This window comes from Nocardia sp. NPDC056564, from assembly GCF_042793755.1.
In the GTDB taxonomy this organism is placed as follows: Bacteria; Actinomycetota; Actinomycetes; order Mycobacteriales; family Mycobacteriaceae; genus Nocardia.
Genome location: NZ_JBHTUR010000006.1, coordinates 410,507 through 425,946, shown reverse-complemented (window position 1 = coordinate 425,946; position 15,440 = coordinate 410,507). Strand labels below are relative to the sequence as shown.

Annotated in this window: 10 protein-coding genes and 1 pseudogene; 4 read left to right on the top strand and 7 right to left on the bottom strand. The window is 68.6% G+C overall.

The annotated features are described in order from the left end of the window. Nucleotides 1-745: 745 nt before the first annotated feature. The 7 genes and pseudogenes from ACFQ9K_RS18855 to ACFQ9K_RS18825 form a co-directional block, all read right to left on the bottom strand. Nucleotides 746-1,033 (bottom strand): annotated as a pseudogene (locus tag ACFQ9K_RS18855) (cation transporter); the annotation flags it as partial. 1,495 nt (nt 1,034-2,528) lie between these two features. Further along, complete coding sequence (locus ACFQ9K_RS18850; RefSeq protein ID WP_378716703.1) at nt 2,529-3,629, bottom strand: MBL fold metallo-hydrolase; 1,101 nt, start codon at nt 3,627-3,629, stop codon at nt 2,529-2,531. 738 nt (nt 3,630-4,367) lie between these two features. After that, nucleotides 4,368-5,606, bottom strand: a complete 1,239-nt coding sequence (gene mshC / locus ACFQ9K_RS18845) for a cysteine--1-D-myo-inosityl 2-amino-2-deoxy-alpha-D-glucopyranoside ligase (RefSeq protein WP_378716705.1) — start codon at nt 5,604-5,606, stop codon at nt 4,368-4,370. A gap of 1,126 nt (nt 5,607-6,732) precedes the next feature. Further along, nucleotides 6,733-7,536: an SCO1664 family protein gene (locus ACFQ9K_RS18840; RefSeq protein WP_378716707.1), complete on the bottom strand. Its 804-nt coding sequence runs from the start codon at nt 7,534-7,536 to the stop codon at nt 6,733-6,735. Between the two features lie 3 nt (nt 7,537-7,539). Further along, on the bottom strand, nt 7,540-8,124 hold the full coding sequence (locus tag ACFQ9K_RS18835) for a DUF3090 domain-containing protein (RefSeq protein WP_040735411.1): 585 nt from the start codon (nt 8,122-8,124) through the stop codon (nt 7,540-7,542). Nucleotides 8,125-8,201: 77 nt separating this feature from the next. Further along, entirely contained in the window at nt 8,202-8,954 is a 753-nt protein-coding gene (locus ACFQ9K_RS18830) for a histidine phosphatase family protein (protein ID WP_378716709.1), read from the bottom strand. 67 nt (nt 8,955-9,021) lie between these two features. Then, nucleotides 9,022-9,948 (bottom strand): undecaprenyl-diphosphate phosphatase, encoded by a 927-nt coding sequence (locus ACFQ9K_RS18825; protein ID WP_378716784.1) that lies wholly within the window; start codon nt 9,946-9,948, stop codon nt 9,022-9,024. A gap of 269 nt (nt 9,949-10,217) precedes the next feature. On the opposite strand from ACFQ9K_RS18825, the gene ACFQ9K_RS18820 reads away from it, so the two are divergent. The 4 genes from ACFQ9K_RS18820 (at nt 10,218) to ACFQ9K_RS18805 (ending at nt 14,417) form a co-directional block, all read left to right on the top strand. Beyond that, nucleotides 10,218-11,189 (top strand): aldo/keto reductase, encoded by a 972-nt coding sequence (locus ACFQ9K_RS18820; RefSeq protein ID WP_378716710.1) that lies wholly within the window; start codon nt 10,218-10,220, stop codon nt 11,187-11,189. A 79-nt stretch (nt 11,190-11,268) separates the two neighbouring features. Further along, nucleotides 11,269-12,333: a hemin ABC transporter substrate-binding protein gene (locus ACFQ9K_RS18815; RefSeq protein ID WP_378716712.1), complete on the top strand. Its 1,065-nt coding sequence runs from the start codon at nt 11,269-11,271 to the stop codon at nt 12,331-12,333. A gap of 13 nt (nt 12,334-12,346) precedes the next feature. Further along, complete coding sequence (locus tag ACFQ9K_RS18810) at nt 12,347-13,450, top strand: FecCD family ABC transporter permease (protein WP_378716713.1); 1,104 nt, start codon at nt 12,347-12,349, stop codon at nt 13,448-13,450. A gap of 118 nt (nt 13,451-13,568) precedes the next feature. Further along, nucleotides 13,569-14,417 (top strand): heme ABC transporter ATP-binding protein, encoded by an 849-nt coding sequence (locus tag ACFQ9K_RS18805; protein ID WP_378983396.1) that lies wholly within the window; start codon nt 13,569-13,571, stop codon nt 14,415-14,417. The last annotated feature ends 1,023 nt before the right edge of the window (nt 14,418-15,440 follow it).

Here is a 15,440-nt window from a genome sequence, read left to right as displayed (position 1 = left end):
GCCCCGCGATGGCGGCACCCGGGTCATCCCTAAGACGCGCATCGTTACCAGCGTGCACGCCATCCGCAGCGTGGTCGGCGCTGGAGCGTGCGCCACGCCCAACGAAAGCGTCAGCGTCATGCCCGCCATGAGCATCACTCCCCGCGTGAGCGTCATGGCCGACGTGCACATCATCAGCAGCATGGTCTGCACGCGCGTCCCGACCAGCGTGCGCGTCCTGCCCCGCGATGGCGGCGCTCGCGTCATCGCTAAGACGCGCATCGTTATCAGCGTGCACGTCATCCGAAGCGTGTCGTCCACGCGCGTCCCGCCCGACGCGCGCGTCCTGACGGGCGTGCACGTCGTGACCGGCGTGCACGTCGTGACCGGCGTGCACGTCCTGCCCGGCGTGCACGTCCTGCCCGGCCTCGGCGCTGTTACCCGCCTGCACGTCATGGGCAGCGCGGTCAACGTGCCCTACATGTTCAGCGTGTAGATCGCGTCGCGGCTCAGCGTTGTCTTCCGTCAGCGCGCCCAGATCGGTGTCAGCGGGCTGACTGTCGTGGCCGGCATGGGCCACTACATGATCAGAGTGAACGGTCGGCGCATGGTGCTCGGCGTCGTGCGATGTCGGATGGCCGTCAGCTCTGCCATGAGCGGTGGCCAGGCCGGCTTCGGGACCGGCCGCGTGATTGGCGGAAGTCGGCTCTACCAGCGGATCGCAGATGTGGTTCGGCACCGAGCGTCCTGCGCAGTGGTAGCCGCAGTCGCGGATCCAGCCGGCCAGTTCGGCTACCGAGGTGCGCGTCGGGTCGTAGGCGATCGTGGCGGTTTGCGCGGTCGGGTTGGCAGCGACGTCGAGCACGCCCGGCCTGCGGCGGAGTACGGCGGTGACGACATTGGCCTGGCTGGCCCACCGGACGCCGCGCACGTCGAGGACGACAGTGCGGCGAGTCGGGTTACGGTGCTGCTGGTCGTGGTTCACGTACCTCACTCCTCGGTCGGAAAGCTCGGCTCGATCGAATCGAAGCGCGCCATCGGCACGATCGACCATATACCCCTACCCGGTAGGTGTCTAACCCGAACCACCTACGCCCATGCACGAAATCAATCGCCACCGACCACAGCCGACCCGTGGCACGCATCACGAGCTTGCCCACGCCCCACAAGGAGCAGCTCCAGACCACGACCCACGCCGATCGAAATTCATCGAGCGCACACTCGCATCAAACGCCGCAATGTCCCACACGGCACGCCATCCAGCACACAACGTCGTCGAGCGGGACATCTCGGCGCTCCCACTCGCGATTCTCCGCAACCATGTCCCGCTCAGCACGCAGCCAAGCGCGGACGCTACCGAACGGGACCTGACCGCGAGCAAACCTGAGCCTCAGTGCGGTGATGTCCCGCTCGGGTGGGAGGTGTCCCGCTCGGGAGGAAAGGGCGGTCCGAATCGTCGAACGGCACGTCACGGTGGGCACAGCTGAGTAGCGGCGCAACCATGTCCCCGCTCGGCAAGCAACGTGAAGCCGCGACCATGGCGAACGGGACATCGCTACTGGCGCACCCGCATTCCAGTGCAACCATGCCCCGCTCAGCACACAGCCAAGCGCGGGCGCTTGCCGAACGGGACTGCACCGCGAGCAAGACTGAGTGTCGGTGCGGTGATGTCCCGCTCAGGGAAGCAAGGTATAGCTCTGCCTGGCATCTGGGAGAGCGCTTGTTCACGAGCACCGACGGACGCACCGCTGAGCGAGGTCGATGTCCAGGAATTTCGACAGCACCTGTGGCCTCTTCTCCCATATCGGTACAGGCAAGCGGAGCCACGTGTAGGGAGCTGCCGACGTTTCGCGAACAACGCGGTCCGACGCTCGGTCCGTGGTGTTCGAATCGGTGAACCTCTGCGACCGAATTCGCTGGCACGCCTGTAGGTCGCGGTTCCTCACAAAGGACATCACGGAGAAGTCACTCGCGACTGGAGGCAACAATTCCCGCTCCGGAGGCAACCGAACGTGCGACCTCGCCGAACGGGCCCCCGAGAAGAGCGCACTCGCATTCCTACGCCACCACGTCCCACCCGACACCCATCCGAACCCGCCGCCTCACCGAACGGGACCCCGCCGAGGCCACACCCACACTCCTACGCCACCACGTCCCACCCGACACCCATCCGAACCCGCCGCCTCACCGAACGGGACCCCGCCGAGGCCACACCCACACTCCTACGCCACCACGTCCCACCCGACACCCATCCAAGCCCGCCGCCTCACCGAACGGGACCCCGCCGAGGCCACACCCACACCTCGACGCCACCACGTCCTACTCGGCGCTCGACGCTCGGAGCTCGACGCACGACGCACGACGCACGACGCACGACGCACGACGCACGACGCACGACCGAGCATGCGGCCTTGCCGCACGGGACTTGACGAAAAAGCCGCTCCGCGACTTGGCGCGGACAGGTATCGCTCGGCGCACTCGCCGTGGCAGGCAGTGCAGATTTGCGGTGGGCGCGGTGGGAGGGATTGGCGGGGTGTGGGATTCGGTGGTCAGAGGGGGAAGGTTAGGAGGTCGGGGCGGATGTAGTCGGTGGGGTCGTGGAGGGAGCGGAGTTCGGGGCGGTGGGGGGTGGGGATGCGGGTCAATTCGGTGTGCAGGGGTGGGTCGTAGGTGGCGGCGCCCGCGGTGATGCCGGGGAGCCAGTTGTCGTGGTGGGCGGGGACGAAGAGGGTGGGGGTGAGGGCTTCGATGTAGCGGCGGGGGTCGCGGAGGCCGTTGGTGATTTGGTTGAAGCCTTGGATGGCGCCGATCTGGAGGTCGGTTTTCGGTAGGTCCGCGAAGATGTCGAAGACGTGCGGGGCCTTCTCGGTCAGGGGGCCGGTGGAGTCGTGCCAGACCAGGGAGAAGCCGGGGACGCGGAATTGGTAGAGGAGGGAGCCGCCCTCGGGATCGTTCAGGCGCGGGACGTTCTGCAGGATGCCGGCCAGGGTCGGCGGATGCTGGACGAGGGCACAGAGTTCCGGCATCGGGAAGAACGGGGGTGAGCCGCCGGGGCGTTCGGGGGCGGTGGGGGCGGAGTGCACGTGGCGGATCGCGGTCACCTCGAGCGGACCCACGGTGAAGTCGTGCCGCTCCCCCGGTTGCGAATTCGCGTCACCGAGGGCGACCGTCCGGAAGGCCGGATCGCTCACCTGCGCACGGATACTCACCCCATGATCGGCCGTCCCATAGACCACAGCTCCGGAGGCCTGTGCGATCCGCCCGGCGTCACCGGCGTGATCGAAATGCCCGTGGCCAATGAAGATCGCCTCGGGCGCGAGGTCGGCGAGATCCTGTGGCGTCGCGGGCACGTATCCGGTGCTGGTGAGCCGGGGCACCCAAGCGTCCAGCAGGAAGACCGACCCGCCCATCGCCATCGCATACGTCGTGCACCCGACCCACGCCAGCACCACTCGATCCGCGCGGACCGCACCGGTTTTCGCATCGACGGTGTCGGCCCCGAGGAATCGCTGCCGAGCGGCCACGGTCTGCGGCGCGGCCGGATCGGCCGACGCGGTCAATCGACCCGCGGCCAGCAAGACCCCGGCACCGAGCGCACCGCCCAGCACCGACCGCCGCCCGATCAAACCCCGCCCAGGAATGTTGCACACCGCAGTACCACATCACGGAACGTCACCCCCGGCAAGGATTTCCGCCGATCCGGAAGGGCTTGGGCCCGAGCCTCGGCAGAACGGCGTCACGTGATGCTCCCATTCGGCCAGTCCGATGAAGCGCCGCCGCTAGCTCATCGACAAGCAGCCCTCAGCCAATGAGGCACCGCCCGAGCCCGATCGGGAAGCACCTCTTCGACAGATCCGGATGAGGTTGTCTTGCTCGAGCGCCGGATATGGTTGCCGTTCTGGCTCGATAACAGACGTCCGCATCCGGCCAGTCCACCGAGGTGCGCCGTCCTGGTGCGCAGCGCATACACTCGCCGTCCGTCTGGTCTACGGCACTTCCCTGCCTAGGGACCGCCCGGCATGGTCGAGCCGCTTCAGGACCGCTCGTCCCGGCTCACCGACACGTGGCTGGTCACGATCGTCGAGTTGATCGGGAATCAATGCGCACTGACTCAGCTTCGTTCGACCGCCTTGACCTGCAGCGCACCCATCCGGCCGATTTCCGGAGTTGATCGACGACGAGTCACACCAGCCGCTGCCAGGCACCGCATGCACCCGACGTCGACACCTAGCGAACCTGGCTTGGCGAGACAGGCAGGTCCGCTTGCCCGCACGATCTGCTTGCCGCTTTCACAAAGCCCTCGATGTTGCACACGATCTGCTTGCCGCTGCACGGGCCCTCGATGTTCCACGGGATCCGCACAGCGACAGGCAGATGCGCGAAGAGGCCTACAGGCTGACGCCGAGGAGCGCGTCGACGGCAGCGGCGATGGCCGCAGGTGCCTCGGAGTCGGAACCGCCGTAGTCGAGGGCTTGGCGAGCCCAGTTGTCCACGGCGTCCAACGCTTTCGGGGTGTCCAGATCGTCCGCCAGGTGCTGGCGCAGGCGGGCGATGGTGTCGGTGGCGGCGGGGCCGGAGTCGAGGGTGGTGGCGCGGCGCCACAGGTCGAGGCGGGCTTTCGCCTGTTCGAGGACCTCGTCGGTCCACATGCGATCCTGGCGGTAGTGGCCGGCCAGCAGGCCGAGGCGGATGGCGGCGGGGTCGACGCCGCTGCGGCGCAACGTGGAGACCAGGACGAGGTTGCCCTTGGATTTCGACATCTTCTCGCCGTCCAAGCCGATCAGACCGGCGTGCACGTAGTGGCGGGCGAAGCGGCGGCCGGCGATGAGCGACTCGGCGTGGGCGGCGGAGTATTCGTGGTGCGGGTAGATCAGGTCGCTACCGCCACCCTGGATGTCGAACTCGGGACCGATCCGGTTGAGCGCGATCGCCGAACACTCGATGTGCCAGCCGGGACGACCCGCGCCGAACGGCGACGGCCAGGACGGCTCGCCCGGGCGCTCGGCGCGCCACAGCAGCGCATCGATGGTGTCGCGCTTGCCGGGACGGTCGGGGTCGCCGCCGCGTTCGGCGAAGAGGCGCTCCATGGTGGCGCGGTCATAGCCGGATTCGTAGCCGAACTGCTCGGTGGCGTCGGCGCGGAAGTACACGTCGGGGAACTCGGCGTCGTCGACGACATACGCCGCGCCCGAAGCCAGCAGCTTCTGCACGAATTCGATGACCTCGTCGACGGATTCGATGGCGCCGACGTACTCGCGCGGCGGGACGATGCGCAGCGCGGTCATGTCCTCGCGGAACAGGTTGATCTCGCGGGTGCCCAGGTCGCGCCAGTCCACGCCGTCGCGCTCGGCCCGCTCGAACAGCGGGTCATCGACGTCGGTCACGTTTTGCACGTAGTGCACGTCGTGGCCTGCGTCGCGCAGCACGCGGTTGACCAGATCGAAGGTCAGGTAGGTGGCGGCGTGACCGAGGTGGGTCGCGTCGTACGGGGTGATCCCGCAGACGTACATGGTGGCGGTGGCACCGGGTGTCACCGGCCGAACCTGACGGTCGGCGGTGTCGTACAACCGCAACGGTGGCCCTGCTCCGGGGATGGTGGGTAGGGCGGTATCGGACCAGGACTGCATGATTCGAGGGTAAAGGTGTGGTCGAGATCATCGACCCCCGCCCCGGCCCAGAGCCCGCCGTAAGCCCCTGACCTGCCACTCCCGACCTGCGTTTTTCAGCAAATCATGGGATGTCAAGATTTTCGCTCTCGCAGAATCGACTGTCGGGAGACCCGCGCTGCGGAGCCGAACCAACCGCCGACGGTAGCGGCCCGGAGTCATCAGAGCAATGCGAAATCCCGAGTTGATCGGTCAGCGTCGTCGCTTGCGATCGGCACACGGCGCAGCCTTGCACACGATGCCGAACCGGCCGCGATCGGACCGCAGCGCGCCCACCCGACCTGTGCCGCAACGTCATTCAGGCCGCAACGTCACTCGGGCCGCAGTATCGCCCAGGCCGCGACGTCGCTCAGGCCGCAGCATCGCCCAGGGCGGCAACGTCACTCGGCGGCAACATCGCTCCGTGTCACAGCACACTCAGTGCCCAGCCGCACCGACCCGAGGGAGCGGCCCGACAACAGTCAACCGAGGGGCGCCACGATCGCATACCGCTCGCCCAACTGGAGCCGTTCAGATCGCCGACAGACGTGCCGCCTCCCGGCCCAGAGCCCGCTTCGGCACACACTCCGTGAGCTGAACCGGTGGCCAAGCCCCTGCCGCACCCGCCCACGTCACCATCGCACAGCACCCGCCCACATTGCCGGGCCACGCGCCGCCGTTCCCCGAGCCGGACTCTACGCGCGACCGCCCAGCGTAGACCGCAGACGCACCTGCCCACGGCGCACGTCACTTGAGCACCTTCCGCGCACGCCTTTCAAGCACCTACCTCCGGCGCACGTGCCTCGAGGACTCGCCCTCGGCATATGCCCTTCAAACACTTATCCGCGGCATACGCGCCTGATGTAGGCCGCTAAAGCACCTGTGCCGCCAACGTCGACCTCTCGCGCGCCGAGGCGGTCACAGCGTCGCGTGCCATCCCATTCCGACTACCGCACATCTCGTGATTTCCCGCATAGGGAATTGCATGCGATTGCCTATGCGGGAAATCAGAAGTGGTGCGGCGGCCAGAGGACAGCAACCGCCCGGGTTCGGCACGCCGTGCAGGTTCGCATTCAGTGCCGGGTAATCGGCTCGGGGTCAACTGGATTCAGAAGGCCGGCCATGGAATAGGCCGGGACGTTCGTGGGGTCGGCATCACCGGGTCGTCGACCAATTCCTGGGTGCGGTCGACCAATGCTTCGATTTCGGCGTCCGTGATGTGCTCGGCCAGCACGTCCGCTAGCGAGCCGGGGAGTTCCTTCGCGAACGCGGTGATATCGGCGACCAACGCGTCGCTCAGCGGCTGGCCGGCCCATCCCCACAGCACCGTGCGCAATTTGTGTTCGGTGTGCAAACAGATGCCGTGGTCCACCCCGTACACCTGCCCGTCCACCCCCTCCAGCGCATGCCCGCCTTTGCGGTCGGCGTTGTTCAGCAAGACGTCCAGCACGGCCATCCGCTGCAATCGCGGGTCGTCGGCGTGGATGAGCGAAACCTCGTTCCCCGCCGGATCCTGCGCCCGCAGCACCTCGCGGAAACCGTCCGGCACCGATCCGGGCGACACCAGGTCGACCAGATCCAGCCGGTCCCGCTGCTCGGTGTGGTTGTCGACCCCGTCGATCCAACGCTGCACCATGCCGACCCCGTAGGGCCCGTCCCGCAGAATCGTCTCCGGAATCACTCCCCACCCCATGGCGGCGGAAATCTCGTAGGACGCCACCTCACGCCCGGCCAACGTGCCGTCCGGGAAATCCCATAACGGCCGCTCCCCCCGCACCGGCTTGTACACCACCCGCAACGGCGCTTCACCCTCGTCGAGAATGTCGCAAACCAGGGTGACGTTACTGGCAGTGCTGATCCGCCCGATCACCGTCAGCTCGCCGCTGTGGAACCGGTCCCCGGCCCGCGTCACCGATCACTCCTCTAGCTCGGCCGCGCCGAAGATGTCGCCGCGCTTGTACCCATTGGTGCGCACGCACATGTGCCCCCGTGACGACAACGGCTCCCCGCACAGCGGGCACGGCGGCCGGCCCGCGGCGATCACCCTGGTCGATCGCAGCGCGAACTCGCGCGCCTGGATCGGGGTGAGGAACACGCGGACCGCGTCCGGCCCCTCCTCGGTGTCGTCGAGCACGACCGACTCATCGACCTCGGTCTCGGTGATCGCCAGTAACTCGACCACCACCGCATTCGCGTCGGCGTCCCAGCCGAGCCCCATGGTGCCGACCCGGAACTCCGCGTCCACCGGCGTGACCAGCGGCGCGGTATCGCCGATGTCCTCGGCCTGCGGCGGCACCTCGGCGCCGAACCGGCGAGCAACCTCGTCCAACAGCAGACCCATGCGGTCCGCGAGCACCTTCACCTGCTGCTTCTCCAGCAGCACACTGACAACCCGCGGTTCCTCTATGGCCTGCAGATAGAACGAACGATCGCCCGGCTCACCGACGGTCCCGGCGACGAAACGATCGGGGGTGCGAAATACATGGATTGCGCGTGACACATGCACCTCCTGATACGTGACCCTGATCGACTACCCACGGCGCTGGGAAACAACGCCCTCTCCGTGTACAAGGAATCTCAGCGCTCCGCATTCCCATTATCCCCACTCCCCGAGCTACCTAGCTCGCCGCCGGGAACGGGCCCGGAGGTATCGGCCGCGGCGTCGGTCTTGGCCGAACCGGAATCGGAAACGGGGCGTGGCGGATTCGACAGCGCGGACAGGTCGGTGCCGGTGTCGTTGAGCCGCCACACGTAGGGCGCGGTCGGGGTGTAGCGGACCACGCTGATCGAGGCCGGCTCGACCACGATCCGCTGGAACCCGTCCAGATGGATGCCCAGCGCGTCGGCCAGCACGGATTTGATCACGTCACCGTGGGTGCAGGCCACCCACAGCGTGTCCTGCCCGTGCTGTTCGGCCAGCGCCCGATCGTGCTCGCGCAGCGCCGCGACCGCCCGGGTCTGCACCTGCGCCAACCCCTCACCGCCCGGGAAAACCGCGCCGGAGGCGTGCCGCTGCACCACCTTCCACAGGGGTTCGTTGAGCAGTTCGGCGATCGGCCGCCCGGTCCATTCGCCGTAGTCGACCTCGATCAGCCGATCGTCGAAGACCGGTTCCAGCCCTAGTTTCTCCGCCAGCGGCGCCACCGTTCGCTGACAGCGCAACAGCGGAGAGTGCACGATCCGTTCGATCGGCAGCCCGGCGAGCCGGTCGGCGACCGCCTCGGCCTGGGTGTTGCCGTGCTCGGTCAGCTCGACGCCGGTGCTGCGACCGGCCAACGTGCGGGCGGTGTTCGAGGTCGACACTCCGTGCCGGAGCAGAATCACCGTCATGTAGTCAGCCTAAGCCCGCCCGCCACCCGGCCGCCGCCCCCCATGGAATCGCTACCCGATGCTGCGTTCATGTGGCCGACACGACACCCGTGGCCAGGAGCCCCATCATCGTCAGACCGAGAATGATCCGGTAGCCGACGAACCAGTCCAGCGAATGCTTCGCGACGAACTTCAGCAGCCACGCCACCGACGCGTACCCGACCGCGAACGCGAGCAGGGTCGCGACGATCAGCTGCGCTCCGCTGGCATTGAGGCCCTCACCAGCCGGTTTGAACGCGTCCGGAATGCTGAACAGCCCCGAGGCGGTCACCGCGGGAATCGCCAGCAGGAACGAGAATCGCACGGACGCTTCACGAGTCAGCCCGAGGAACAGACCCGCCGACGACGTGGCACCGGAGCGCGAGACACCCGGAATCAACGCGAGACACTGCGCGAAACCCATCACCAGCCCGTCGCGCGTGGTCAGCTGCTCCAACGGCCGCAGCTTGCGTCCGTAGTACTCGGCCGCCGCGATCACCAGCGCGAACGCGATGAGCATGAACGAGATCAGCCACAGGTTGCGCGCCGCGGTGCGGATCACGTCCTTGAGCAGGAACCCGAGCACGCCGATCGGGATGGTGGCGATGATCACATACCAGCCGACCCGGTAGTCCAGTTCGCGCTGCCGCTCTTCGTCGAAGTAGCGGTCGGCCTGGCCCATGGTGACCACCGGCAGCCGGGTCGTCACCTGTTCGGTGAGCGGCACCCGGTTCCGGGACGACAGCTTGCTCCACACGGTGGTGAACCACGCCCGCAGGATCCGCCAGATGTCCTTGGCGAAATACACCAGCACGGCGGCCTCGGTGCCGAGCTGGGTCACGGCGGTGAACGAGGCACCCGCGTCGTCGCCGAAGAACACCCCCGACACGATCCGCAGATGTGCCGACGACGAGATCGGCAGGAACTCCGTGAGCCCCTGCACCAGACCGAGCACGAGCGCCTGTATCCAGGTCATCGATTCGCCCGTCACACGGTCTCCTGGTGTCGCATGCCGCCTCCATGTGTTCTTGCCCGAAATAACCGTTCCGACTGGGCAATTGGTCATCAGCTGGGTTGCGGGCGAGTGAGCACCGGCGCAATCCCGCAGCGACAGTACAGTGTCGCGGCCGTACCGGCATGCTCGCACCGCTGTCGGGAACGACGCGCGAGCCACTGTGCGGGTAGGCGTCCGGACGCGGGTGCACGCTCTAGGCTTGGCGCCGTGACGATTGCGCGGACACGGTGATGGAACAGCGGACGGTCGGCCGCAGCGGCCTACGGGTGTCCCGGATAGGTCTTGCGACCCATACCTGGGGTTCGCACACGGATGCCGACGAGGCGGCCGTGCAGTTGGTGGCGTTCATCGAGGCGGGCGGGACGCTCGTCGACACCTCCCCCGCGTATTCCGGTGGTGGCGCGCAGCGGATTCTGGCCGAGTTGCTCGGCGATCTCGTCTCGCGTGACGATCTGGTGCTCAGTGGTTGCGCGGGTCTCGCGCCGCGCGTGACGCCCGCCCCGGCCGGGCCCGCGGTGCCGGACGCGACGACGCGCACCGCTGTCGATACCTCGCGGCGCGCGCTGCTGCGTCAACTCGATCGCACGTTGCTGGAGTTCGGGACCGATCACCTGGACATCTGGAATGTCGCGGTGTGGGATCCGCGGACGCCGCTCGACGAGGTCACGGCGACGCTCGAGCAGGCGATTCGGACCGGGAAGGTCCGGTACGCGGGGGTGCGCGGGTTCGGGGCGTGGCAGCTGGCCAGTCTCGCCGCGGTCGCGCCGATCAGTGCCGCGCAGACGCAGTACTCGCTGCTGGCGCGGGACGCGGAGACCGATTTCGTGCCTGCCGCGCTGCACCACGGAGTCGGGGTGATCGCCTCGGCGCCGCTGGCCGGCGGCATTCTCACCGGCAAGTATCGCGATGGGGTGCCTGCGGACTCGCGGGGCGCGGACGAGGCGACGGCCGCGGACATCCGCGACAGCCTGGACGAACGCGCGACCCGGGTGGTCGACGCGCTGGTGACCGCCGCGGACGGCTTGGGCACGTCACCGCTGGCCGTCGCGCTGGCGTGGATTCGGGACCGTCCCGGCATCGCGAGCATGATCGTCGGCGCGCGCGATATCGGGCAGCTCACCGGGGTGCTCGCCGCCGAGGCCCTCGAATTGCCGCGGGCGATCGCGGCCGCATTGGACGATGTCAGTGCGCGTAGCGACTGAGGTGGTCGGCGATTCTGGCAGCGGTGGCCGGTACCGCCCCGCTGACCGGCCCCGCGCGGCACGTCTTAGGCTTGCCTACATGAGGCATGCGACGTCCGGCGACCCGTCCGTCCTGGCGCGGTGGGCCGGTGGTGTTCGATCCACAGCGGTCCGGTGGGTGCTGGCCGTGCTTGCGCTGACCATGGTCGTGGCGACCGCCGCGTGCGGCGCCGACACCGCGACCGCCGCCGGACAGCGCGGACCGGCCACGGCGACGCTGGCCGACCTCGATCCGGTGCCGATCGGGCCGGAGCCGACGCCGGTCCTGCCGGTCACCGTGCGCTCGTTCGACGGCGCGGACGTCACCATCACCGATGCCAGCCGCATCATCGCGGTCGACCGCTACGGCACCCTGTCGCAGATCGTGTACGCGCTCGGCCTGGGCGCCAAGCTGATCGGCCGCAGCAGCGTCGCCATCCCGGCCATCCGCGACGTGCCGAACGTGGCGGGCGGCAACGGTGCGCTGAACCTGGAAGCCCTACTGGCCCTGCGCCCTTCGGTGTTCCTGACCGACGACGTGACGGTGACGCCGCAGCTGCGTGAGCAGCTGCGCGGGGCCGGGGTGAACGTGGTCTTCGCCGATCCGAAGCGCACCATGGACGGCGTCGTCCCCCAAATCGAGGCCGTGGCAAACGCTTTGGGCGTGCCCGAGCAGGGCAAGGCGCTCGGGCAGCGCACCCGCGGCGAGATCGACGCCGCCATCGCCGCTGTGCCCAAACAGGATCCGCGGTTGAAGATGGCGTTCCTGTATCTGCGCAGCACCGCCATCACCATGCTGGCCGGTCCCGGGTCCGGTGCGGATTCGCTGATCGCCGCGCTCGGCGGGCAGGACGCGGGCGCCGCGCTGGCCGAGCCGTTCATCACGATCACCAGCGAGGCCATGATCGGCGCCGCGCCCGATCTGCTGCTGGTGATGTCGGACGGGTTGAAATCCGTTGGCGGCGTGGACGGTCTGGAAAAGGTGCCGGGCATCGCGCAGACGCCGGCCGGACGGAACAGGCGGGTCGTGGACATGTCGGATCAGGTGATCCTGAGCTACGGGCCGAACACCGGCCGGGTGATCACCGCCTTGAGCGAGGCCGTGTACGGCACCAAGCCCGCGTGACCGGGCGGCCGGCATGACCGAATCCACCGTCGCCAAAACCGAACCGGCCGTCGAGCCAACACCGCCCGCGCTCACATCGCGCGGACGTTCGCGCACGACAGCGGTTTTCGTGATCGCGATCATCGGGTTGGTCGCGCTCGCGCTGGCCTCCGCCGCGATCGGGCAGGTGCCGACCACACCCGCCGAGGTGGCCGGGAGTGTGCTGCATCGGATCGGGCTGGACTGGGGGCCGATGCCCGCGCATCCCGCCGGCGAGGTGACGCTGTGGCAGGTGCGGTTCCCGCGGGTGCTGCTGGCGATGCTGGTCGGGGCGGCGCTCGCGACCGCGGGCGGGTTGTTGCAGGGCGTGTTCGCGAATCCGCTCGCCGAGCCGGGTGTTATCGGCGTTTCCGCTGGTGCCGCGGTCGGCGCGGGGACGGTCATCGTGGTCGGCGGGACGTTTGTCGCCGCCTGGTCGGTGGCCGCTGCCGCGTTCGTCGCCGGGCTGGCCACCACGCTGCTCGTGTACCTGCTCGCGCGGGCCGACGGGCGAACCGAGGTGGTCACGCTGGTGCTCACCGGTGTCGCGATCAACGCGTTCGCGGGCGGGTTGCTCGCGTTCCTTTTGTTCGTCGCCAGCCCCGCCGCGCGCGATCAGATCGTGTTCTGGCAGTTGGGTTCGCTCAACGGCGCGACCTGGGATTCGGTCACCATCGTCGCGATCCTGACCGCCCTCGGCGTCGCCGCCGCCATCCTCATCGCCCCGCGCCTGGACCTGCTCGCCCTCGGCGAGGCCGCCGCCCGCCATCTCGGCGTCGATGTGGAACGCTTGCGCCGCAACGTCATCCTGGTCGTCGCCGTCCTCGCCACCGCGGGCGTCGCCTTCACCGGCATCGTCCTGTTCGTCGGCCTCATCGTCCCGCACCTGGTCCGCATGCTCGTCGGCCCCGCTCACCGCGTGCTGATCCCGCTCAGTGCCATCCTCGGCGCCGTCGTCCTGCTCGCCGCCGACGTCACCGCCCGCTCCCTCGTGCACAACGCCGACCTCCCCCTGGGCATGCTCACCTCCCTCATCGGCGGCCCCTTCTTCTTCTGGTTGCTCCGCCGAACCCGTGCGCGCGCAGGGGGGTGGGCGTGATGCGGTTGGCTTGGGCCGCACCGTGTCTCGCGCCCGTCCAGAAGGAAGCCACGGAGCCGCGCGTACTTGGAGTGAACGTGAACGCACATGTTGCGGGCGCGTTGGTCGGGGGTCGGGTGTGAGCGGGGTGCGGCAGGTGTTCGTGCGGACGCACGAGTTGCCGGAGGCGCCGGAGAAGGGGGCGGTGACGTTGCGGGCGCGGGGAGTGAGTGTGGATCGGCGCGGGGCGAAGACGGCGCAGCGGCGAGTGCTCGACGGGGTGGACTTCGATGTTGTTGCGGGCGAAGTGGTTGCGCTGGTGGGGCCCAATGGGGCGGGCAAGTCGACGTTGCTTGCGGCGCTCGCCGGGGAGTTGACGCCGAGCGCGGGGGCGGTCGAGCTCGAGGGGCGGGCGCTGACGCATTGGTCGCCGCTGGATATGGCGCGGCGGCGGGCCGTGCTCCCCCAAACCCACACCGTCGGTTTCCCATTCACGGCCAGAGAGGTGATCGCGATGGGCCGGGCGCCCTGGCTGCGCACCGAACGCCGCGAACTCGACGACGAGCGCATCGCCGCCGCGATGACCGCCGCCGACGTGGAACACCTTGCCGCCCGGTCTTTTCCGACCCTTTCCGGCGGCGAACGCGCCCGCGTCGCCCTCGCCCGCGTACTCGCCCAGGACACCGGCACCCTGCTGCTCGACGAACCCACCGCCGCCCTCGACCTCGGCCACCAGGAAGCCGTCCTCCGCCTGGCCACTGCCCGCGCCGAAGCAGGCGCCGCCGTCGTCGTGGTCCTGCACGACCTCGGCATCGCCGCCGCCTACGCCGACCGCGTCGCAGTCCTCGAAGCCGGCCGCATAGCCGCCGACGGCCCACCCCGCGAAGTCCTCACCACCGACCTCCTCACCCGCGTCTACCAACACCCCGTCGAGGTCCTCAACCACCCCATCACCGGCGCCCAACTAGTCCTCCCCGTCCGCCGCTGACTCCCACCCCACAAGCAGCCAGAATGCCCGGCAACCCCGTGCGCGCCAACCCAATTCATCCACCCCAGCTAGCCCCCGCAGAACCCACCCACGCCCCAACGGGACATAGCCCTGCGCGTCAACGGGACATGGCAGAGCGTCTACTCGACAAACGGCTCACCCACGTCCCACTCAACGACCAACAAACCCAATTCCGCCGACCAAAGGGACACAGCTGAGCGGCGTGCTCGGCAGACCCCTCACCCATGGCCCAACTCAACGGCCGACAACCTCCAACCACGCCGCAAACCCGGGCTGTGACAGTGGCCGCGCTAGGCAAACGCGTCGCCCGATGTTCCCTCGGCGATCGAGCGATCGCCCGCTGCCCACCGAGCGGGACGCAACGACGGCCGTCCTCGACAAACACCTCACCACGTCCCCCGCCGTCTCCGCATGGACGACCACGCAAGCCGAGGATCGCCTGCCGGTCCTGTCAATGAGCGGCGCACTGCTCACGATCGCGCGACGGCGGTTGCCAGCTCGCGATCCTGAGCCCGGCCCTCCCGATCGCCGCGCTCCCAGCATGAGCCTGCTTCACCCGCACACCTCCTCCTGAACGCGGCGCCACGTGCCCGTCCGCACGCCCGCCTCCTGATTTCCCGCACCGAAAATCGCATGCAAATCTCGGTGCGGGAAATCAGAAGGCGTGCGTCGGGCCGCCCCGGGGGCAGGCAACGCTCGGCCTGCCCGCCTGAGCGGGCACGACTGGGGCCGCGTTCGGCTAGCGCCCCCCAACACTCGCCGACCTCGAATTCGCTCGCGTCAGGGACGAAGCCACCGTTGCGGACATAGGTCTCCCGCTCGGCCGGAGTGGTCCGAATCGAACAGATTCGCGACATACCAGCCGCGATCTCATCGGATGGTCGAATACCCCTGCGGCACAATGCCCGTCCATCGCGGGCCGGGTAGGAGTCAGCGATGACGAACGAGACCTCTACGGTGGGCGACGGTTCCGAAGCGAGCAGGGGCCAATGGTTGAGGGCC

Coding starts and splice junctions, on each gene's coding strand:
- mshC (WP_378716705.1), bottom strand. CDS start 5,606: ATGCAGTCCTGGTCCGATACCGCCCTACCCACCATCCCCGGAGCAGGG.
- ACFQ9K_RS18830 (WP_378716709.1), bottom strand. CDS start 8,954: ATGACGGTGATTCTGCTCCGGCACGGAGTGTCGACCTCGAACACCGCC.
- ACFQ9K_RS18825 (WP_378716784.1), bottom strand. CDS start 9,948: ATGACCTGGATACAGGCGCTCGTGCTCGGTCTGGTGCAGGGGCTCACG.
- ACFQ9K_RS18820 (WP_378716710.1), top strand. CDS start 10,218: ATGGAACAGCGGACGGTCGGCCGCAGCGGCCTACGGGTGTCCCGGATA.
- ACFQ9K_RS18815 (WP_378716712.1), top strand. CDS start 11,269: ATGAGGCATGCGACGTCCGGCGACCCGTCCGTCCTGGCGCGGTGGGCC.
- ACFQ9K_RS18810 (WP_378716713.1), top strand. CDS start 12,347: ATGACCGAATCCACCGTCGCCAAAACCGAACCGGCCGTCGAGCCAACA.